At 44.7% G+C, this 21,109-nt stretch carries 18 protein-coding genes and 2 tRNA genes; 6 read left to right on the top strand and 14 right to left on the bottom strand.

The genetic code is table 11. The annotated features are described in order from the left end of the window. Positions 1–88: 88 nt before the first annotated feature. On the bottom strand, positions 89–241 hold the full coding sequence (locus tag QQK21_RS18815; protein ID WP_284193717.1) for a hypothetical protein: 153 nt from the start codon (positions 239–241) through the stop codon (positions 89–91). A 21-nt stretch (positions 242–262) separates the two neighbouring features. Between QQK21_RS18815 and QQK21_RS18810 the strand changes: the two genes are divergently transcribed. Beyond that, a complete protein-coding gene (locus QQK21_RS18810; protein WP_284193716.1) occupies positions 263–397 on the top strand; it encodes a thioredoxin domain-containing protein in 135 nt (44 codons plus the stop codon). Positions 398–645: 248 nt separating this feature from the next. Further along, entirely contained in the window at positions 646–1,806 is a 1,161-nt protein-coding gene (locus tag QQK21_RS18805; protein WP_284193715.1) for an MFS transporter, read from the top strand. A 182-nt stretch (positions 1,807–1,988) separates the two neighbouring features. On the opposite strand, the gene QQK21_RS18800 is transcribed toward QQK21_RS18805, so the two are convergent. The 3 genes from QQK21_RS18800 to QQK21_RS18790 all read right to left on the bottom strand — a co-directional run bounded on the left by QQK21_RS18800 (position 1,989) and on the right by QQK21_RS18790 (position 4,688). After that, positions 1,989–2,062 (bottom strand) — tRNA-Cys (locus QQK21_RS18800). 35 nt (positions 2,063–2,097) lie between these two features. Then, positions 2,098–2,184: transfer RNA gene (locus QQK21_RS18795), tRNA-Leu, on the bottom strand. Between the two features lie 191 nt (positions 2,185–2,375). Next, entirely contained in the window at positions 2,376–4,688 is a 2,313-nt protein-coding gene (locus QQK21_RS18790) for a methyl-accepting chemotaxis protein (RefSeq protein WP_284193714.1), read from the bottom strand. A 613-nt stretch (positions 4,689–5,301) separates the two neighbouring features. On the opposite strand from QQK21_RS18790, the gene pdhA reads away from it, so the two are divergent. Genes pdhA through QQK21_RS18775 form a run of 3 tightly spaced genes read left to right on the top strand, consistent with a single transcriptional unit; the run spans position 5,302 to position 8,505 of the window. Then, a complete protein-coding gene (pdhA, locus tag QQK21_RS18785) occupies positions 5,302–6,396 on the top strand; it encodes a pyruvate dehydrogenase (acetyl-transferring) E1 component subunit alpha (RefSeq protein WP_284193713.1) in 1,095 nt (364 codons plus the stop codon). After that, on the top strand, positions 6,389–7,372 hold the full coding sequence (locus tag QQK21_RS18780) for an alpha-ketoacid dehydrogenase subunit beta (protein ID WP_284193712.1): 984 nt from the start codon (positions 6,389–6,391) through the stop codon (positions 7,370–7,372). The genes pdhA and QQK21_RS18780 overlap by 8 nt, the downstream gene beginning before the upstream one ends. Then, positions 7,369–8,505, top strand: coding sequence for a dihydrolipoamide acetyltransferase family protein (locus QQK21_RS18775; protein ID WP_284193711.1), 1,137 nt, complete (start codon positions 7,369–7,371; stop codon positions 8,503–8,505). Before QQK21_RS18780 ends, QQK21_RS18775 begins: the two co-directional genes overlap by 4 nt. A gap of 32 nt (positions 8,506–8,537) precedes the next feature. On the opposite strand, the gene QQK21_RS18770 is transcribed toward QQK21_RS18775, so the two are convergent. From QQK21_RS18770 to QQK21_RS18760, 3 genes are all read right to left on the bottom strand, one after another. Then, on the bottom strand, positions 8,538–9,326 hold the full coding sequence (locus tag QQK21_RS18770) for a GGDEF domain-containing protein (protein ID WP_284193710.1): 789 nt from the start codon (positions 9,324–9,326) through the stop codon (positions 8,538–8,540). Between the two features lie 545 nt (positions 9,327–9,871). Continuing rightward, positions 9,872–10,810: an electron transfer flavoprotein subunit alpha/FixB family protein gene (locus QQK21_RS18765; RefSeq protein ID WP_284193709.1), complete on the bottom strand. Its 939-nt coding sequence runs from the start codon at positions 10,808–10,810 to the stop codon at positions 9,872–9,874. 10 nt (positions 10,811–10,820) lie between these two features. Further along, entirely contained in the window at positions 10,821–11,570 is a 750-nt protein-coding gene (locus QQK21_RS18760) for an electron transfer flavoprotein subunit beta/FixA family protein (protein ID WP_284193708.1), read from the bottom strand. 216 nt (positions 11,571–11,786) lie between these two features. On the opposite strand from QQK21_RS18760, the gene QQK21_RS18755 reads away from it, so the two are divergent. Next, complete coding sequence (locus tag QQK21_RS18755) at positions 11,787–13,454, top strand: electron transfer flavoprotein-ubiquinone oxidoreductase (protein WP_284193707.1); 1,668 nt, start codon at positions 11,787–11,789, stop codon at positions 13,452–13,454. A 67-nt stretch (positions 13,455–13,521) separates the two neighbouring features. On the opposite strand, the gene QQK21_RS18750 is transcribed toward QQK21_RS18755, so the two are convergent. The 7 genes from QQK21_RS18750 to QQK21_RS18720 are packed head-to-tail and all read right to left on the bottom strand — an operon-like array spanning position 13,522 to position 21,052. Continuing rightward, positions 13,522–14,280, bottom strand: coding sequence for an SDR family oxidoreductase (locus QQK21_RS18750; protein ID WP_284193706.1), 759 nt, complete (start codon positions 14,278–14,280; stop codon positions 13,522–13,524). 12 nt (positions 14,281–14,292) lie between these two features. Beyond that, complete coding sequence (gene mmsB, locus QQK21_RS18745; protein WP_284193705.1) at positions 14,293–15,192, bottom strand: 3-hydroxyisobutyrate dehydrogenase; 900 nt, start codon at positions 15,190–15,192, stop codon at positions 14,293–14,295. Positions 15,193–15,211: 19 nt separating this feature from the next. Beyond that, complete coding sequence (locus QQK21_RS18740; protein WP_284193704.1) at positions 15,212–16,342, bottom strand: enoyl-CoA hydratase/isomerase family protein; 1,131 nt, start codon at positions 16,340–16,342, stop codon at positions 15,212–15,214. An 8-nt stretch (positions 16,343–16,350) separates the two neighbouring features. After that, positions 16,351–17,139 (bottom strand): enoyl-CoA hydratase, encoded by a 789-nt coding sequence (locus tag QQK21_RS18735; protein WP_284193738.1) that lies wholly within the window; start codon positions 17,137–17,139, stop codon positions 16,351–16,353. A 20-nt stretch (positions 17,140–17,159) separates the two neighbouring features. Beyond that, positions 17,160–18,314 carry an acyl-CoA dehydrogenase family protein gene (locus QQK21_RS18730; protein WP_284193703.1) on the bottom strand — a complete coding sequence of 385 codons (1,155 nt, stop codon included), beginning with the start codon at positions 18,312–18,314 and terminating at the stop codon, positions 17,160–17,162. Positions 18,315–18,326: 12 nt separating this feature from the next. After that, positions 18,327–19,820: a CoA-acylating methylmalonate-semialdehyde dehydrogenase gene (locus tag QQK21_RS18725; RefSeq protein WP_284193702.1), complete on the bottom strand. Its 1,494-nt coding sequence runs from the start codon at positions 19,818–19,820 to the stop codon at positions 18,327–18,329. A gap of 20 nt (positions 19,821–19,840) precedes the next feature. Then, positions 19,841–21,052, bottom strand: coding sequence for a thiolase family protein (locus tag QQK21_RS18720; protein ID WP_284193701.1), 1,212 nt, complete (start codon positions 21,050–21,052; stop codon positions 19,841–19,843). Positions 21,053–21,109: the final 57 nt, after the last annotated feature.

The following is a 21,109-nucleotide window of genomic DNA, read 5'->3' as shown; positions in this document are numbered from 1 at the left end:
AAACATTGGTTATCACCTTAAGCGGGCAATATTCGCTTATGGGGATTCAGTCAGCGCGACTTGGCCCTATCTATTGTTTGTCCATCCATTAGATACCGATACACCGAAGTGCTTGAAAAAAGACAAACTCTCTGGGGTATTTTACAGGAAAGGCGGCTGTCATTCTTACCAAATCAATAGGTAATGTGCCGGATTTATTAAGGATTTTGACGTTTTGGACACGAGTCACATCATCTGACATGGTTGAGCTCAAAATAAGTGGGTGAAAAACGTACGATTTGTAAAGATTGATACAAGAGGGCGGCTATATCTCGCGAGAAAGTATCGAATTAGGGGCATTCCAACCATCATGCGGTTTAAAAATGGTAAAAATCTAGACCAATTGATGGAAGAATAATAATAAATTATTTAAAACAATTATTTATCAACTCGCCAAGTAAAATAGAACAGTGATTCTTCTTTAGTTAAAAGGCTTATATTGATTCACTTAATATGTCCTTTTATTCACTTTTTGTAAAATATTAGCTATTAAAATATTTTTTGTCGAAACGACCAAAATTATTCGCTTTACCGCCAGTCAAAATAGCCTCACATTCGCGCGAAAATTGGTTACTTTTCTATCGTTCGTGTTTTGAGGTTACGGCATTGGACAATATTCTTGCTCCTACGACAAAAGCTCGTGTTTCCATCCCTGTCATTGCGTTAGCTCTCTACGCGGTCGCATCGGGCTATTTGATGAGTCTCATTCCGTTAATGCTACCTCACTATGGACTGGACAACTCATTAGCAAGCTGGCTAGCCAGTGCGTTTTATGTTGGTCTTTTAGTCGGCGCCATCGCTATTGAACCCGTCGTAAGCCGGTATGGTCACAAGCGCACGTTTGCTCTATGCCTTGCTTTGTTCGTTGGTACCACAATAATACTTCCTGTGTTTGTTCAATCTTGGGTATGGTTGATGGCTCGTTTAGTCGCAGGTCTCGCTGTCGCTGGAATATTTGTTGTTGTTGAATCATGGCTTCTGCACGGAGATGAAGCTTCGCGTGCTAAACGCCTCGGTTTGTATATGGCTTCTCTATACGGCGGCACCGCAATAGGCCAGTTAGGCATTGGTTATGTCGGTGTTGAAGGGTATTTACCTTTCGTAGTGATGAGCGTGTTGACTGGTCTAGCTATTGCTCTTGTCCTGTTTGGAAAATGCGATCAACCAAAATCCGAATTGATTACTCATTTAACAATGAGGCAGATTTTTAAACTGAATCACGCTGCGATTATAGGCTGTGTTGTTTCCGGTCTAGTGTTAGGTGCTATTTACGGAATGATGCCTTTAGAGCTAGTGAATCAAGGTATTACAAACGCTGATATTGGTGGCCTTATGGCCCTTATTATATTAGGCGGCATGCTGGTTCAACCGTTAGTCCCTTGGATGTCTAACTATTTAGGTCGCACACTGCTAATGGCTTTTTTTTGCCTATTAGGAACGTTAGCGGTCAGTTTAATGATGCTCGATGACAGTATCCGATTATTAGCACTTGGTATGTTCTTGCTCGGTATGGCTGCATTTGCTTTGTATCCAATAGCCATCAATCTTGGATGCAATAACTTAGAGCCTCAATACATAGTGTCAGCCACCCAAGTGATGCTTTTCAGCTATAGTATCGGATCTGTATTTGGGCCGGTTCTCGCCGATCTCTACATGTCTGCAGAACACAACTTGATGGGATACCTATTCTCTATTTTACTTGCGACCTGTTTATATATGCTCGCCGCTGGCGCCAAAATCAAAAGTCAGTTGGTGGCTGGCGAATAGTAAGAAGTCCAATACGGCATTCTCAGATCAATACAAACCGTCGCAGAATCAATATAAAAAGCCCGGAAAGTGTCTACTTTTCGGCTTTATTGTTTTGAATAGAGTAAAACGAGAGCTGTGACGAAAGTCATGGCCGTTATCGCTATCTTGTTTTATCTACTAAAAAAGGGAAGTTTATAGGATGGAGGCGCGTCCCGGAGTCGAACCGAGGTCCACGGATTTGCAATCCGCTGCATAGCCACTCTGCCAACGCGCCTTATCTGATGTTTCTTTCCGAAAGAGGAAATTAGATGGTGCCCCGGGCCGGACTTGAACCGGCACAGCGCGAACGCCGAGGGATTTTAAATCCCTTGTGTCTACCAATTCCACCACCAGGGCAACGCAGAAAATGCGATGGTAACACCATCTCAGCGGGCTTACCCGCTGGAACGAGGCGTACTTTAACCGATTCTGATTTTAGGTCAACAAAATTTTTGTCTTTTCCATTCAGATGGTTAAAAACCAATCTTAGCGGAACGTTAGGCAATCAATTCGAACAAACTTTCCTCTTTTGACCGAATTGCTCCTCGCTAATACTTGAATTGTGATACTTCTGAATTTAATTGCTCAGCTTGAGATGATAAGCCTTTAAGAATGTCATCCACATCACCAACCTGATTCGATACCTCTGAAGAGGAATCGGCAATAGACGTAATACTGTCTGTAATTTTGCTTGTTACTGATTGCTGCTCGTCTGTAGCAGCCGCAATTTGCAAGTTCATTTCATTAAGATCATTCAACATAGCGACAATCTGTTCCAACATCTTTGCGTTGGTGTCACACGTTTCAACCCCTTTTGATACGGTTTCGTTGGCATTGGTGATACTTGCAGATACGTCGTTGGTTTCTTTCTGTAGCGAGTCTATTTTCTCTCGAATTTCCTCTGTCGAGGACTGGGTCCGCCCTGCTAGATTACGAACTTCGTCAGCCACCACAGCAAAGCCTCTACCTTGTTCACCAGCACGAGCAGCTTCTATAGCGGCATTAAGCGCCAATAAATTTGTTTGCTCAGCTATCCCCTGAATAACATCCAGCACTTCAGCTATTGAGTTACTTTCGTTATCAAGGCGACTAATGGCATCAACAGCCGTTCGCATCTCTTCATTAAGCTGGGATATTTCCACTCCCAAGTTTCTACCAACACCTACACCTTGGCTCCCTGTGGCGTTGGCATTTTTGACAAACTCCGCCGCCCGGCTAGCAAATTCAGCGACTTCCGAAATTGAGTGAGCCATTTGGTTGATAGCCGCTGCGACAGATTCAGCGCGCTCATTTTGAGCATTTACCGCCGAACGAGTACTGTTCATACTGCCACTCATAGTGTGAATATTGTTATTCAGATTATCAGTGGCTTGGGCAAATTTACATATGATATCTTGAAGATGTGCAAATAAGGAATTAAGCGATATCGCCAAGTCCGTCATCTCATCTTTACCATTTTCATCGAGACGCTCGGTAAGATCATTGTCTCTACTGATATTTTGGATTTTGTTGCTCGCTTTGCTGATTGGCCGAGCAATACTTCTTCCAAGAAAATAAGAGACGGATATCGCCGCAGTAACCCCTATGACTATGCTAATAACGACGGTAATGATGCCTGCATTTACCAAGACTTGCAGATCGGATAGTGCCTCAGCTTTTTCAATCTCAGTGACAATCGCCCACTTCAGACCTGCGGCATCAAGAGGCGAATAGACTGATAACACCTCAACTCCAATCTCACCCATAGCGACATCGGTACCACTCTCTCCGCTGAGCGCAGCTTTAACACTATCGCTACCAATTTTGTAGCGGCCAATGGCGGAAGATTTTCCTTTTATCTGCTCTAGAGTTTCCGCTGGTACACCAAGCGCTTTTAGTTCAGAGAAATACTGTTCGGGCGCCTCAATTAAAAAACGAGATTCACTTCTTAATAATTCATCTGGCCCTACTAAATACGTCTCACCGGTTTTACCTAAACCAGCATATTGCCAATTTTCTCCGAAGGTCATGATTTTGTTGATTCTATCAACAGGCATTTGGAACATTAAAACACCTTGCGTTTTTCCTTCTATTACAACAGGAGTGGCGATAAATGATGCGGCTGCTTCATAAGATGGAAAATAAGGAGAAAAGTCTTCTAAGTAGTATTGTGAAGGGCCAATCTTCAAAGCCTGTTTATATGCCTTGGCAATGCCAGTCGAGGCATAAGGCCCGGAGTTTAGGTTAGTGGCGTAATCCAACTCCTTAAACACCGAGTAAACGATATTACCATTGGTATCAACAAGAAAAATGTCATAGTAGCCAAATTCTTCGAGAAATCCTTTGATACTTGGATGATATTTTTGATGGACCTCATCATATTGGGTACCTAAAGAATCAGCCATTAACTGGTGCTTCTCACCAAGCGGATTCGGATTGACCCCAATATAGCGCGCCTGAAGTGCTTTTGCTCTCGCTGGCAGTTTGGCCAAAACCTGTTGCTCATTTGCAGATTGACCACCATTGGAGTTTAAATACGTTGCGCCGAAACCAGAGGAATAATAATCAGACAATTTACCTAAATCCGCATCGCTGACTCGCTCAATCGGATAGTTTTCAAAGGCATCAGCGAAAGCGAGCATAGCATCTTTAACACCAATTGAATTAGCAACCGTAACGATTTGTCCTCTAATCTGCTGAAAATAGTCCTCTATTTCACTTTTTTTATTTTCTCTGATGGACGTAAGTTGGCTCATAGCCCTCTGGTATAACGCTTGCTCTGACAGCAGTGCCGCTCTCCATCCTACGAACGAACCCGTCGCTACAACAACCACACTACACAGTAACGTCGAAGCAAGAACAATTTTTGTGGCGATTCTCATACTCAGCCCTTATGCGGTAATCCATGTCCGCTGTTTTTTTGTATGGGCCCAGACCATCTGACGAAAAATCAATATTGACATCATTATAAATTAAAAAGGGGGAGTTTTCGAACCTGCGAGCACAATTCCATGCAAAATGAGTGGTTATTAAATTATATCGTATCTCATACTCATGCTGAAAAAAGGCATGGTTACGAGTAATGACTCTAACTTTTCAACCATAAATAACTTTTTTTTGCGATTTTCACAAAAAAACCCAGATAATATTCTAATTAATTTTGCCAAATCATTAGTGAATATTTTTGAATATTAGGTTTAGGCAATAAAAAAACCAGTACTTTCCTCTGTTTTTCAAACTTTGTAAGGATTAGTTTACTCTCAGCTCCAGTCCCACGAGAGGCAATATTTAACAATTTGGTTACACTTACCACAACTGGCGAGATCAATATTCAAGACTGGATAAGCTCAATAAATCAGTACTTAAAAACAATTTTATCTAATTATCCAGCACAGTGTTTCGATTAGAGCGTAAACTCAGAATATTAAAAATGATCGCGCCCGGAGGATGTTAATCAATTGCTGCCAGAGAATGCAGCACAACAAGGAGCTTGAGATGAACGTTCAGGCATTACCCATGAATCGATTTATCGATCAACATGGACAAATCGTCAAACCACTTCCAGAGTGGGCAGATGTTACAACACTGAAAAAGTTCTATCGCGACATGGTTGTCGCACGCACCTACGACAACAAAGCGGTCGCACTGCAACGAACCGGAAAGCTAGGCACTTACCCATCACACCTAGGCGCTGAAGCCTTTGGCATTGCCATAGGTCACGCGCTAAAACCACAGGATGTGTTCGTCCCCTATTATCGTGACATGCCCGCCATGTGGGTCCGAGGGATTGGCATGGAGAAAAATCTTCAGTATTGGGGAGGTGATGAACGAGGTAGTGATTTTGATTTTGAAGACAGCGAGCTAACATGCCGCGATCTACCCTACTGCGTCCCTATCGCGACCCAATGTACCCATGCAGTTGGGGTTGCTTCTGCTCTTAAAATTGCAGGAGACCATAATGCAGCTCTGGTCACCTGTGGTGATGGCGCAACATCAAAAGGGGATTTTCTTGAGTCTATAAACTGTGCCGGGACTTGGAACATTCCTCTGGTCTTTGTCGTCAATAACAACCAATGGGCTATCTCTGTGCCAAGGTCTCTTCAATGCGCAGCTGACTTTTTATCTGAAAAAGCCAAAGGAGCTGGAATTCCGGGTATCACAGTGGATGGAAATGACGTTGTCGCGATGTACGATGCGGTACAAACCGCATTGCATCGTGCGAGAAAAGGCAAAGGAGCAACACTGATTGAAGCCGTCAGTTACCGACTTAGTGATCACACCACAGCAGATGATGCCACCCGCTATCGAAGTAAAGACGAACTAAACCAAGCATGGCAATACGAACCGATTAAAAGACTGAAAACCTACTTAACCGAGCAAGGACATTGGTCTGAAGAAGATGAGCAAGCATTGCTGGATTATGCGAGATTGGAAGTGGACAAAGCTGTGGAACGTTATCTTAACTTACCTCCTCAAGCGCCTGAAGCCGCGTTTGACTATCTCTATGAGTCCCCTGTTTCAGAGTTAAACAAACAACGAGATGAACTCATCACCAAAGCAATGCGTATGCAAGGAGGTAAACATGTCTGAGATTACACTCGTTGAGGCTGTCAACCTCGCCTTGCACCATGAAATGGCCAAAGACAATAATGTGGTCGTACTTGGAGAAGATGTTGGCGATAATGGCGGTGTATTCCGCGCAACCGTCGGCCTTAAAGATAAGTTTGGGTTCAAACGTGTTATTGACACACCACTGGCGGAAGCGCTCATTGGTGGGGTAAGCGTGGGTATGGCAACACAAGGGCTCAGGCCTGTTGCTGAGTTTCAGTTTCAAGGATTTGTCTTTCCTGCGCTAGAGCACCTGATCTGCCATGCGGCCAGAATGCGTAATAGAACACGGGGCCGTTTGACTTGCCCAGCTGTATTCCGTGCTCCCTTTGGTGGCGGTATTCATGCACCAGAACACCACTCTGAGAGCGTAGAAGCCATCTTTGCTCACATACCCGGGTTTAGAGTAGTGATACCTTCATCGCCACAACGTGCATACGGCCTGTTGCTTGCGGCGATAAGAAGCAACGATCCTGTGATGTTCTTTGAGCCAAAGCGCATTTACCGTACTGTTAAGTCCAATGTTATTGATAATGGTGAAGCTCTGCCTCTCGATACCTGCTTTACGCTGCGCAAAGGCAGAGATCTCACCTTAGTAACTTGGGGAGCTTGTGTCGTTGAATCTCTACAAGCTGCACACAGTTTATCGGAACAAGGCATTGAAGCTGAAGTGATTGACCTAGCGAGCATTAAGCCTATCGATATGGACACCATTTTTAAATCCCTAAACAAAACTGGGCGTTTATTGGTCGTTCACGAGGCAAGCAGAAGCTGTGGCGTAGGTGCAGAAATTATTGCAAGAGTCGCCGAACAGTCTATGTGTAAGCTGAAAGCACCACCAAAACGTGTCACAGGTATGGACACAGTGATGCCGTATTACAGAAATGAAGACTACTTTATGATTCAAGAAGAAGACATTGTTATTGCAGCGAAAGAACTCATGGAGGATTGGAAATGAGATCGTTTTTACTACCGGATCTTGGTGAAGGACTTGCAGAGTCAGAAATTGTGCAATGGCATGTCAACGTTGGCGACATGGTTAAAGTCGATCAAATTATTTTAACCGTCGAAACGGCAAAAGCTGTCGTCGACGTCCCTGCTCCCTACAGTGGGAAAATTGTCAGTCGTCATGGGGAAGAAGGTGACGTAATCAATATTGGTAGCCTGCTGCTCGAGATAGAGGAAGAAGGTGCCAGTGAGAGCAGTAAAGAACAGCGAAAAGATGCGGCAACCGTCGTTGGCAATGTTTCCAGCCAAACTCACAAAGTTGATGTCGATGATTTTTGGATAGGCGCTTCTCGAAATAGTGATGATGACTCTCCAATTACCGCGATGCCTTCGGCCAGACTGCTCGCTAAAAAACTCGGTGTCGACTTACTGAAAATCAAAGGCAGTGGCCATGATGGCATGATCACTGATGCTGACATTTATGAGGAAGCTGGCAAACAGCAACCGGGTACAGAAGTACTAAAAGGTGCGCGCAGGACCATGGTTGGCACCATGGCTGAATCTCACCACAATGTTGCTTCAGTGACTATCACCGAAGAAGCCCTACTTGAAAACTGGGTGAAAGGTGAAGACATTTCAGGGCGTTTAATTCAAGCCATTGTTCATGCATGTCAAAAAGAGCCAGCGCTAAATGCTTGGTTTGATGCCGAGACGATGACACGCTGCGTTCATAGCACGGTTAACATAGGCGTTGCTGTAGACAGCAGTCATGGACTTTATGTGCCTGTGCTCCGCAATGCAAATGAAGTGAAAACAGCAGATATCCGTTCATGGCTCAATGACACTGTCGCGGGTATACGTGACAGAAAAATCGGCCGTGAGCAGCTTCAGCATGCAACCATCACTTTATCAAATTTTGGCGCGATTGCAGGGCTTTACGCTACACCTGTAGTTTCACCGCCTCAAGTCGCCATTGTAGGGGCTGGACGCATAATAGAAAAAGTGGTGATGAGAAACAACGAAGCGGTTGCGGTTAAAGCGATGCCTTTATCTGTCACATTTGATCATAGGGCTTGTACAGGAGGAGAAGCTGCACGCTTTACAAAACTCCTAGTTGAACACTTGGAAATGAAGCTCAAGTAAGTAAGGCTCGGAGACATTGACATCTATAATATTTATGGAGAAGGGTGTCTCCCAGCAACGACCTGATTTCTACCATTTGTTTTCGCGCTGTAGAGCGCGTTATCTGCTCTCTCTACAGCGCTTTGCCAGTCTTCATCATACAGCTGTGTAATCCCAAAGCTCGCGGTACAGTGGTCTTTTTTACTGGGTAATATTCTAGAGTTTTCGATTTCTTCTCGGAGCTTTTCGGCCACAATCAAGGCTTTTTCTACATCAGTATTGGGTAGCAAGACCATAAACTCCTCACCCCCATAACGAAAGCTTAAATCATTTCTTCGAGTGTGTAGCCTGAGTATACGTCCCGTTGCTCTCAATACCTTATCTCCTACCTGATGACCATAAGTATCATTCACTTGTTTGAAGTGGTCGATATCCAGCAATAAAATCGATAATGGCTGATCATGCCTTTGAGCTCTCGCCACTTCTGTCGGGATCAGTTCCTCAAGTGCACGGCGGTTATACAACTGGGTCAATTCATCTTTAATCGCAGAATCATGAAGCGTTGCGACAAGTCGCCCAGTCAGCATCCAGGTAACCGAGAAAAAGATGAGAATAATCATCAGCAATGTGCTGACAAACGCCAATTGATGGACGGTACCTGCTCGCATAAAGTCATCAATAGCCCCTTCAAATAGGCTCCAGCCAAAGCGGAAAAAATTGTAAAGAGATTGGATGGCGAGTCCGAAAGACAGCAAGACTGTAGATGGAGAAATATCCGTACTTTTGCCTTTATGATTAGCAATAATTGCAACAAAGCAAATGGTTGAAATATACACCGACATTAAGATCACTCTTGCGTTTGTCGAGGGCATAAAAAAAGTGAAGTACGTGAGTCCAACCACGAGTACAGGAAAGCTATAGAACCCAACGTTCGACAGCTTGACACTAAAGTCTCTGAACTGGCATATGCCTAGCAGCAGCAAAATGTAGCTAAAGGCCATTAGCGAATTGGCAAGGATTTTCGACACCCAAAGGGTAATGTTGTTACCAAAACTAAGAAAAAAGAAACTTAAAGAAAGTAGCAATAATGACGTAGCGATGGTGTTAATACCACAAACGCTTGGCTGAAGTCTCTGAATTAAAAAAAGCCCTATACAATAGCATATGGACAATAGCACACAAATAATCGATAGAGTGGCAATATCTAAATGTATTGTCATTCTAAATGCTACCTACAATTCACATAATAAATTTAGTTTAGGAAATTTACCGAGAATTGGCTGCATTTCGAGTGATTTTTACGAAATTTCAAGAATATTCAGCGACTAAACTTCCGACACATGACAAAAGCAGGTATCGGAAGTTTCTCACTAACTCAAACTTGAGGTCACAAGGAATGGGTAAGTTCGGGCAATATTGCAAATAAATCGCCAACCAGACCGTAATCAGCAATTTCAAATATTGGCGCTTCAGGATCGCTATTGATAGCCACAATAACTTTGGAATCTTTCATTCCCGCTAGGTGCTGAATCGCTCCTGAGATTCCCACCGCAATGTAGAGATCAGGAGCGACTATCTTCCCTGTTTGGCCAACTTGTAAGTCGTTTGAAACGAAACCAGCGTCAACAGCCGCCCTTGAAGCACCAATGGCACCACCAAGTTTATCCGCTAGCTGCTCAATCAAGGCAAAGTTTTCTTTACTTCCTACCCCTCGCCCACCAGACACTACTACTCTGGCTGCAGGTAAATCAGGTCGTGCACTCTGCGTTTTTTGACGCTCAATCATATATGAAATGTCATTGCCAATATTGATATCAACAACCTTTACCTCAGCGCTAGAATCGCTATCCACTTCCGCATTCTCAAAAGCGGAGCTGCGCACCGTCATGACTTTAACTTTGTCTAAAGATTTTACTCTCGCGAGTGCGTTTCCTGCGTAAATAGGACGAACAACGGTATCTTCAGATTCAATTTTTATCACGTCAGAAAGCTGCCCAACGCCAAGCAAAGCTGCGACCCTAGGCATTAAATTCTTACCAAACGTTGTAGAAGGTGCCAGCAGATGAGAAAAGCTTTCAGCGACTTGTTGGACGAGCAACGCACTATTCTCTGCTAATTGATGCTGATAAATCTCCGAATCAGCCACAAGCACTTCTGAAACAACCTTTACTTTTGATACCGCATCTACCACAGACTGACAACCACAACCGATAACCAATACGCTGATTGGTAGATTTAACGTATTGGCCGCAGAAATGGCTTTCAAGCTATCACCAATTAACGCTTGATTATCATGCTCAACGATGACTAATGTTTTCGAATTCATGCTCATCTCCCTATAAAACCTTAGCTTCATCTTTAAGCTTGGATATCAACTCGCTCACACTCGTGACCATTTCTCCTGCCGATCGCGGTTGAGGTGACATGACTTCGATGATTTCCTGTGTCGACACAACTTCGATGCCTAAATCATCTGCAGAGATAACTTCTAATGGTTTTTTCTTCGCTTTCATAATATTGGGCAAAGATGCATAACGCGGATCGTTCAGTCTTAAGTCTGTGCTAATGATTGCAGGTAATTGAAGTTTCACCGTTTCAAGTCCACCATCGACTTCTCGAGTCACACACACGCTATCATTTTCAACTTTGAGCTCTGAAGCGAATGTTCCTTGTGGCCGGTGAGTGATGGCAGCCAACATCTGAGCGACTTGGTTATTATCAGTATCAATAGATTGCTTGCCAAGAAGAACCAGTTTGGGGTTCTCTTTGTCCATCACTGCTTTTAGTAAATTTGCAACGGCAAGTGGCTGTGGGGAAATATCATGTTTGATGTGTATTGCCCTATCTGCCCCGAGCGCTAGAGCTCCCCTCAGGTTTTCCTGACTTGCCGCATCTCCGATAGAGACTACAACCACTTCACTGGCAACACCCGACTCTTTAAGCCGAACGGCCTCCTCTACCGCAATTTCACAAAATGGATTGGTGGACATTTTAACGTTATTCGTTTCAACACCGCTGCCATCACTCTTAACCCTCACCTTCACATATGGGTCAATCACTCGCTTTATGGCTACTAATACTTTCACATCTCCTCCTTGGTGCCAAAAGTAACTACATAACAATAACGGACTGATAATTAGGATGTTTATCCTAACTTTCTCAGCTACATTTTGCTGATCGGCTTCACATTAAACACAATTGGTGGCCAATTTTCTCTTATACTCAGCTTAGTTAAGTTTACGTTTACGTCAACTAGACTATATTGATTAGTGTTAAACAGTTGGAAAGGTAGGTTTACACCCATGGAAAGAGAATGTATGGAGTTTGATGTTGTCATTGTCGGCGCGGGACCTGCGGGGTTATCAGCCGCAATAAAACTTGCACAGTTGAGTAAGAACAATGACATACCCATATCTATCTGTGTTGTCGAGAAAGGTGCTGAGGTAGGGGCTCATATTCTTTCTGGCGCACTCTTTGAGACCAAAGCCTTAACCGAGTTATTTCCTGATTGGCAAGATCTAGGGGCACCAGTCAACAATCCTGTCTGCAAAGACGAATTTGTCTATTTAACCTCAGAACAACAGCATGTGAAAGTCCCTTCATTGCTAACACCAAACCTTATGCACAATAGCTCTGACAACCATGTGATTAGCCTTGCAAACCTGTGTAGATGGTTAGGCCAAAAAGCGGAAGAACTCGAGATAGAAGTCTATCCAGGGTTTGCGGCAACCAGTATTAATGTCGATCAAAGTGGTGCGATAACTGGCGTCAACACTTCCGACATGGGACTGGATAAGTCTGGGCAGCAAAAGGCGTCATTTGAGGCAGGCATTGAGCTTAAAGCAAAGTACACTATTTTCGCCGAGGGTGCGCGAGGGCATCTAGGTAAAGAAATAATTGAAAAGTTTCAACTAGACAAAGACTGTGAGCCTCAACACTATGCTCTGGGCCTAAAGGAGATATGGCAAGTTTCTCAAGACCATCCTGCCTATCAAGCAGGTCGCGTTCTGCATGGTGCTGGCTGGCCTCTCAATGAAACCAGCTCTAACGGCGGTAGTTTTCTCTACCATTTGGATAATCACCAAATTGTTGTCGGGCTGATCGTCGACTTAAATTATAAAAATCCTCATCTAAGCCCATTTGATGAGTTCCAACGCTATAAACACCACCCTTTAATACGCCAGTTCTTAGAAGGCGGTGAACGAATCGCTTATGGTGCTCGAGCCATTGCAAAAGGTGGACTCCATTCGTTACCCAAACAACAATTTCCTGGAGGACTATTGATCGGTTGTGATGCTGGTACTCTTAATTCAGGTAAAATTAAGGGAAGTCATACCGCGATGAAGTCGGGAATGCTCGCTGCGGAAGCGATTTTCGAACAACTCAAATCAGGTGATAGTCTATCCATACCTGACTATCAGAGCCTATATAAACAATCTTGGCTATATGAAGAGCTTAACCAAAGTCGCAATTTTGCAGCATCGATTCACAAATATGGGGCGATTGCGGGAGGTGCAATTGCAACACTTGAGCAAAATATATGGCATAAACTGTTCAAGTGTACCGCACCATGGAATATCTCAGACCCGCTTCCAGATCATCTTGGAATGAAAGAAATATCTCGTTGCTCAGCGGTACAATATTCTAAGCCAGACGGAAAACTGAGTTTTGATAAACCTTCATCTGTCTATCTCTCCGGAACGCAGCATGAGGAAGATCAACCGTGTCATTTGCTTTTAAAAGATACCGACCTACCCATTAATGATCATCTCCCAAGATTTGCAGAGCCTAGCCAGCGCTATTGCCCTGCAGGCGTCTATGAGATCATCACTGTCGATGGTGGCCCTGCTTTACAAATCAACGCTGCCAACTGTTTGCACTGCAAGACCTGTGATATTAAAGACCCATCACAAAATATCACCTGGGTACCACCGGAAGGCGGCGGTGGCCCGAGTTACCAAAACATGTAGCCTCATAAAAAACAAAGGCACGCTGTACAGCGTGCCTATTTTATTGGTGCCATTAAACATACAGCAATTACATGAACAGCCCGCCGTCTATCTCAAAAACACGAGCATTGACGTAATCATTTTCAAAAATAAACTTCGCAGTTTGGGCAATTTCTTCGGGAGCCCCCATTCTGCCTACGGGAACCATATTCTCTAAACGTTCACGAGCCTCTGGTTTCATTCCGCCTGTCATCGATGTCTCAATGACCCCAGGAGCAATTGCGGCAGCCCTAATACCATAGCGAGCTAGCTCTTTGCCCCACGTGGTTGCCAAAGTAGCGACTGCAGCCTTCGAAGCGGCATAGTTGCTTTGACCGATATTTCCCACTCTGGCAACACTCGAAATATTAATAATCACCCCTTTGCGTTGAGTATTAATCATTTGAGCAGCCGCTTCTCGGCCACAGAGAAAGGTTCCATTGAGATTAACATCAATCACTGAGCTAAATTGCTCAAGAGACATTTTCGTCATCTCATCATCTTTTACCTTAATCAGCAAACCATCACGAAGAATACCAGCATTATTAATCAAACCGTCAAGTTGACCAAAGTCTCTTACAATGTCACTAAATACCTGTTCTACTTGTTGCTCGTCCGTCACATTCACTTTGTAGGTCAATGCTTTAACTCCAAGCATATTGCACTTTTCTTTGGTATTAAGTAGGGCTTCATCATTAACATCTAGCAAAGCTAGCTCTGCCCCCGCTTGTGCCAATGTTATCGCCATCATTTGGCCTAAACCTTGTCCGGCCCCAGTAATAGCTATTACACTATGTTTTAATTCCATCCGCGCACCCCATTACTTTTCTGATTGATAAAACTCGAACAAACTTGAAAAGTCTAGTTCCTCATTGCCATTTGCGTTATGAAAAGCATACAAATTTCGTGCGAGAGATCCCATCGGAACGGATGATTTACTCATTGCAGCAGCATCCAAACCCAAACCTAGGTCTTTGAGCATCAGCTTGCTCATAAAACCAGGACGATAGCCGTTACTTGCAGGAGAGGTTTCCATCACACCCGGACACGGATTGTAAAGTTCTAGTGCCCAGTTACGCCCAGAGCTTTGCAACATAATATTGGATAGAACTTTCGGATCTAGCCCATTATCAATGCCAAGATTAAGCGCTTCACAGGTACCTGACATCAGGATTCCCAGCATCAAGTTGTTACAGATTTTGCCCATCTGTCCATCGCCTGCTTTTCCTGCATGGAAGATATTTTTACCCATATGTTTGAGAATATCTTCAGCCTTGGCAAATGCCGCATCTGAACCACCGACAATAAAGGTTAGAGTCCCTGCCTTTGCTCCCGCCACTCCCCCAGAAACAGGAGCATCAACAAAATCCAATCCCTTTTGTGCTGCCCGCTCGGCAACCATTCTGGCCGAGTGCGGATCAATCGTCGACGAATCAATAAGAAATGCGCCATCTTCAACCTCGTCGAGTAAGCCCGTTGCTTTATCGTTACCAAGATAAACATCTTTGACGTGTTGACTTGCTGGAAGCATGGTGATGACCACTTGCGCACCTTCAACGGCATCTGTCATGGACGAAGCGGCATAAGCACCAGCAGATTCAAGATTTTTTACCGCATCTGGCATTAGGTCAAAGACTCTAACTTTAAGACCGGCTGCAAGAAGATTCTCAGCCATAGGGCCGCCCATATTACCTAGGCCAATAAACGCAATCGTGTTCATGAATGATTTCCTTATTTAGTTAATAATGGCCAAGCGATGCTAGTGGATGCTCTTGCTCGTCCCACAAAGAGGTAAATAGTGTGTTGATCGTAGTTTCATCAACATTATCTACCCTGCTATAAATCCACTTGGGTTGATTGTCTTTATCGATTAAGCGAGCTCTCACCCCTTCACGAAACTCACCGAGCAAACAGCAACGAACCGACAAATTAAGCTCAAGGCGAAAACAGTCAGCCAATGATAGTCCGTGATACTGAGTTAGTTGGCGAAAGCATAGATGCGCGGTAATCGGGCTTCCCTGTCTATGATTATTCTTGGCGGTTTCAAGCCACTTTGTCTGTCCAGAGAGAGCCAAAATACCTTTACTGATTTTAGTGACACTGTCACCTTGACAGGCTTGTTGTATTTCCTCAATAAAAGGCATCATTTGTGGATCGGGTTGATGGCCATTGACCTTGTTACTTAATCCACTAAGAAGCTGTGTTACCTGTTGATAAACATCTTCAATTTCTGACCAATGCGCTTCTTTTAAAAGAGAAAGTAGTGCTTGTTTGTCGTCGGCACAGATTATGTGGTCTGCAAGCCTAATACCTAACGCATCAGTGGCATTGACCATAGCGCCTGTTAATCCAAGAAATAAACCTACTCCAGGGTCTAGTTTATTCAAGAACCAAGTCGCTCCAACGTCAGGATAAAGACCGATACTTATCTCCGGCATGGCAAGGCGACTTTCTGGAGTGACTATCTTATGACTCGCTGCCATAAACAGCCCCATACCACCGCCCATGACAATTCCCTGCCCCCAAGCAATGATGGGTTTGCAATAGGTATGAATGAGATAATCACATTGGTACTCTAGCTTAAAGAAAGAGGTGCAATACGCCGCAATATCTTCCGCTGAACCCTGACACATCTTATCGTGCATAGTGCGTACATCACCACCAGCGCAAAAAGCTTTGTCTCCATTGCCTTCAATAACAACGCAAACAATATTGTCATCCTCATGCCAGATCTCCAGCTGCGCTTTGAGCTGTTCCAACATGTCATAGTTTAGGGCATTTAGTGAGGGCGCATTGTCCAGCGTTGCGACCCCAATTCGCATACTTTCTTCTGTACATTTTAACTCTTCAAAATGGACATTTGCTGTCATGTTTCCCCCTATCGATTTTTCCACTGAGGTGGGCGCTTCTCGAGAAACGCATTGACGCCCTCAGCTTGGTCTTGGGTATCAAAAAGCTGAATAAATAATTCCCGCTCCTTGACCAAACCATGTGCCAGAGGATTGGTCCTTGTATTTTGGATTAAGGATTTACATGCACTAACCGATGATGGAGATTGGTTTGCAACCATTTCTGCAAGACTGATCGCAGCATCTAAAGCATTACCTTTGCTGACGACTTCTTCAACAAGTTTTATGTTTAGAGCTTGCTCTGCCGTCACTTGTTCACCACACATGATCATGCGTTTTGCCCACCCTTCGCCTACTAAAGCCGTCAGGTTTTGCGTACCACCCGCACAAGGAAGCAAACCAACTTTCGCCTCAGGTAAAGCCAATATTGCCTGCTCTTCTGCAATACGGATATCGCAGGCAAGTGCGACTTCGAGTCCACCGCCCATGGCATAACCATTAATCGCCGCAATTGATACCCCGCGAAAACTCGACAGTGTTTCAAAGGCTTCACCAAACCAGCGCGACATATCAACGGCTATCGCTTTATCGCCTGTGGCAAAGAGTTTCAAATCTGCACCAGCCGAAAAGAATTTATCTCCCTTTCCCGTCAGGACTAACGAATAGACATCCTTATTTTCATTGAGCGTTAGAATCAATTGTTTTAGTTCTAACAGGCTCTGTGCTGTCCAAGTATTGGCCGGTGGATTATTCATAGTGACGATCGCCACATGATTTTGAATGAGGTGCTCAATGGCACCACTATCAGATTGATTCATCATTATCGTTCCCTAGAATTTTAAAGCAATTGAGCGCCTTCAGATAACACGCGACGGGCAATAATAAGGCGCATAATTTCATTGGTACCTTCGAGTATTTGATGAACGCGGACGTCTCTAAAATGACGTTCCATCGGGTACTCTCTGATATAGCCATAACCACCATATAGTTGCAGAGCCTGGTCACAGATCTTAAACCCAACATCGGTTGCAAACCGTTTTGCCATCGCACAATATGCCGTAGCTTCCGAGTCCTGATTATCCAACTTACTCGCCGCGAAACGCACCATTTGTCTTGCAGCAACCAGTTCTGTCACCATATCCGCCAGCTTAAATTGTAACCCCTGAAAGTGGGATAACTCTTTGCCGAACTGTTTCCTTTCTTTGACGTATTGCAAGGCTTCATTAAGCGCTTGCTGCGCTGTACCAATTGAGCAAGTCGCGATGTTAATGCGTCCACCATCTAAGCCTTTCATCGCAATTGAGAAGCCTTCACCTTCCTCTCCCAAACGGTAGTGCTCGGGCACGACTACATTATCGAAAGTAATGGCACGAGTGGGTTGACTGTTCCAACCCATCTTAGGCTCTTTACGCCCATAGCTAACGCCATCAGCATTGGCTGGCACAATAAAGGCCGAAATGCCTTTAGCTGATTGATCGCCTGTTCTGGCCATCACGACAAGTACATCAGTATCACCGGCTCCAGAAATAAAGGCCTTTCCACCGTTTATTACATAAGTGTCACCTTGCTTTTTGGCACTGGTGGTTAGAGATGCTGCGTCAGAGCCCGCATTCGGCTCGGTCAAACAATACGAACCTAGCCAATCTCCAGAAACAAGCTGAGGACAGAACCTTTGTTTTGCCTCTGGCGAGGCAAAACTTGCGATCATCCAAGTCACCATATTGTGTATCGTCATAAATGCTGTTGTTGACGTACACCCCATCGCAAGCTGTTCAAAAATGATTGAAGAATCCAGCCGACTTAATTGTAATCCGCCTTCTTCCTCTGGCGTATACAAACTCAAAAAGCCGAGCTCCCCAGCCGCTTTAATAATGTCAATCGGGAACACTTGCTTTTCGTCCCATTCTGCGGCCATAGGAGCAAGCTGGCCCATGGCGAACTGCTGTGCAGTTTCAGCAAACGCACGCTGATCTTCATTCAATTCAAAGTCCATTTTTTCCTCCCGTTATCGTAGCTGAATGGTAAGATTTGGGCCTGTCGGGATGTCGTCATCAAACCAGCGAGATGTCACGGTTTTGGTTTCGGTATAAAATCTCACAGCCTGTTTTCCGTAAGCGTGCAAGTCACCGTAGAAACTTCCTCTCCACCCCGTAAATGAGAAGAAAGGCAAAGGCACAGGAATAGGAACATTGATGCCCACTTGCCCGACTTGGATTTCATGTTGATACTTGCGTGCTGCTGCACCATTGGCAGTAAAAATAGACGTACCATTGCCGTATGGGTTGTTATTGATTAGTTCAATTGCCTCCTCTAAGGTATCAACTTCCATACAAACAAGTACAGGGCCAAAAATTTCCTGCTCATAAATAGACATATCAGTCGTCACACCGGTAAACAAAGTCGGACCCAGCCAATGTCCTTCCGGCATTCCCTCCACATGGCACTCAGTACCATCCAATTGGCACACGGCACCCTGAGCTTTTCCTTCCTCTATAAGGCTTACGACTCGATTCTTAGCCTCTTTGCTGATCAGCGGACCGTATGAAGCGTTATTGTCATTCCATGTACCCGGCTTCATTTTAGCCATTTCAGTTTTTAAATCATCGATCCACTCTTTCGTACTACCAACAAATACTGCAACGGAAATCGCCATGCAGCGCTGTCCTGCCGCGCCCACTGAACTACCAACAAGGTTGTTAATCACATGAGCTTTATTGGCATCTGGCATAATCACCATGTGATTTTTAGCGCCTGCAAATGCTTGAACGCGTTTGTTATAATCGGTACCCGTTTTGTATATATACTGCGCAACAGGAACAGAACCAACAAAAGAAACCGCTCGAATAGTCGGATGTTTAAGCAAGGTATCCACTTGCTCTTTACGCCCATGGACAACTTGAAGAACGCCCTTGGGCGCCCCCGCTTTTTCAAAAAGTTCAGCCAATCTCATCGCGGTCAAAGGAACCTGCTCTGATGGTTTGAGAACAAAAGTATTACCTGCGGCAATCGCCAGTGGAAACATCCACAAAGGAATCATGGCTGGGAAATTAAACGGGGTAATACCACAGCACACACCAAGTGGCTGAATCATCGAATAAGAATCGATATCCGTCGCCACATTTTCAACCGTTTCTCCCATCATATTGCTGGCAATATTGGCCGCCTGCTCAACAACTTCAATACCGCGCCACACATCGCCCTTAGCATCAACGAATATCTTGCCTGTCTCTTTAGAGAGTAACTCAGCAAGTTCATCATGATGCTCTTTAAGTAAATGTTGATAACGGAGCATCACGCGTGCGCGCTCCGACACTGCAACCTCTTTCCATGATTTAAAGGTCTCTGCGGCATTTTTGATCGCATGTTCCATTTCTTGTTCGGTTGCACAGGGAACTTTCGCAATCACCTCGTTTGACGCTGGGTTTGTCACCTCAACCCACTCTGTTGATTGAGATTGGCAGAACTCTCCACCAATAAATAAGGGAACTGACTGAATCATGATTTGATTATCCTTTTCTTTTATAATGGTATTTCTATTCCAATAGCAGTTGCTTCTCCGCCTCCAATACACAATGATGCAATACCTTTCATCACTCGTTTTTGATTCGGATTTCCATTGCTACCTAACTGTTGCAACTGACGTAAACTGTGAATTAGCGTAACAATAATTCTTGCCCCACTTGCGCCAATCGGATGACCTAATGCACAAGCCCCCCCTTTGACGTTGACTTTTTCTCTATCAAGCCCGAGTTGTTTGACAGCGATTTGAGTAACGACGGCAAAGGCTTCATTGATTTCCCACAAATCCACTTCCTCAACGCCCCAATCGAGCTGGGAAAGCAAATGTTCAATCGCGTGGACCGGCGCGATAGTGAACTCAGAAGGCGTGCGAGCATGGGTGGCATGTCCTTTGATTATCGCTAATGGCTGTAAACCTTTCTGCTGTGCTAACTGTGCGTCCATCACCACTAACGCGGCTGCACCATCTGAAATCGCACTCGAATTGGCGGCGGTAATGGTGCCATCTTTGGCAAATGCAGGTCTAAGTTGGGGAATTTTTTCAGGCTTGATAGAAGGGGGAAGCTCATCATAACTGAGGCTTTCACCACCCTTTAACGATATCGGTGTCATTTCCTCATCAAATAACCCTTGCTGCTGAGCTTGCATAGCTCTGTCAACAGAAAGTAATGCCCATTCATCCATTTGCTGACGTGAAAAATCGAGCTTATCGGCAGTCTGTTGACCAAAGACCCCCATCAACTCACCTTGGTACGCATCTTGGAGTCCATCAAGAAACATATGGTCATACGTTGACTTATGGCCCATACGCATTCCTGAACGGGCTTCTTTGAGCAAATACGGCGCATTGGTCATGCTCTCCATTCCCCCAGCTACAATGCAATTGGCACTGCCTGACCGGATAAGATCGTGCGCTATCATCACCGCTTTCATGCCCGACCCGCAAACCTTGTTAATGGTTGTACACGCCACCGATTCATCAAGCCCAGCGCCCAACGCGGCTTGCCTTGCTGGAGCCTGACCTGTACCCGCGGGTAAAACGCATCCCATGTATACTTCATTTATCAACTCAGCAATGTCAGGCTGCTTTTCAATTGCAGCCTTGATTGCCAAAGCACCGAGTTGGGGAGAAGAATATTCAGATAGCATTCCCTGAAAACGTCCCATTGGCGTCCTCTTTGCCGCTACAATCCAAATTTCTTTCTGTTCCATTACCTATTCCTCATGACTGTGAGCAACGGCTTTACTGACCAAGTAACTGCAAAGCGA

Source organism: Vibrio zhanjiangensis, assembly GCF_030161235.1.
Classification (GTDB): Bacteria; Pseudomonadota; Gammaproteobacteria; order Enterobacterales; family Vibrionaceae; genus Vibrio; species Vibrio zhanjiangensis.
This window is presented reverse-complemented; position numbering and strand designations above follow the sequence as displayed.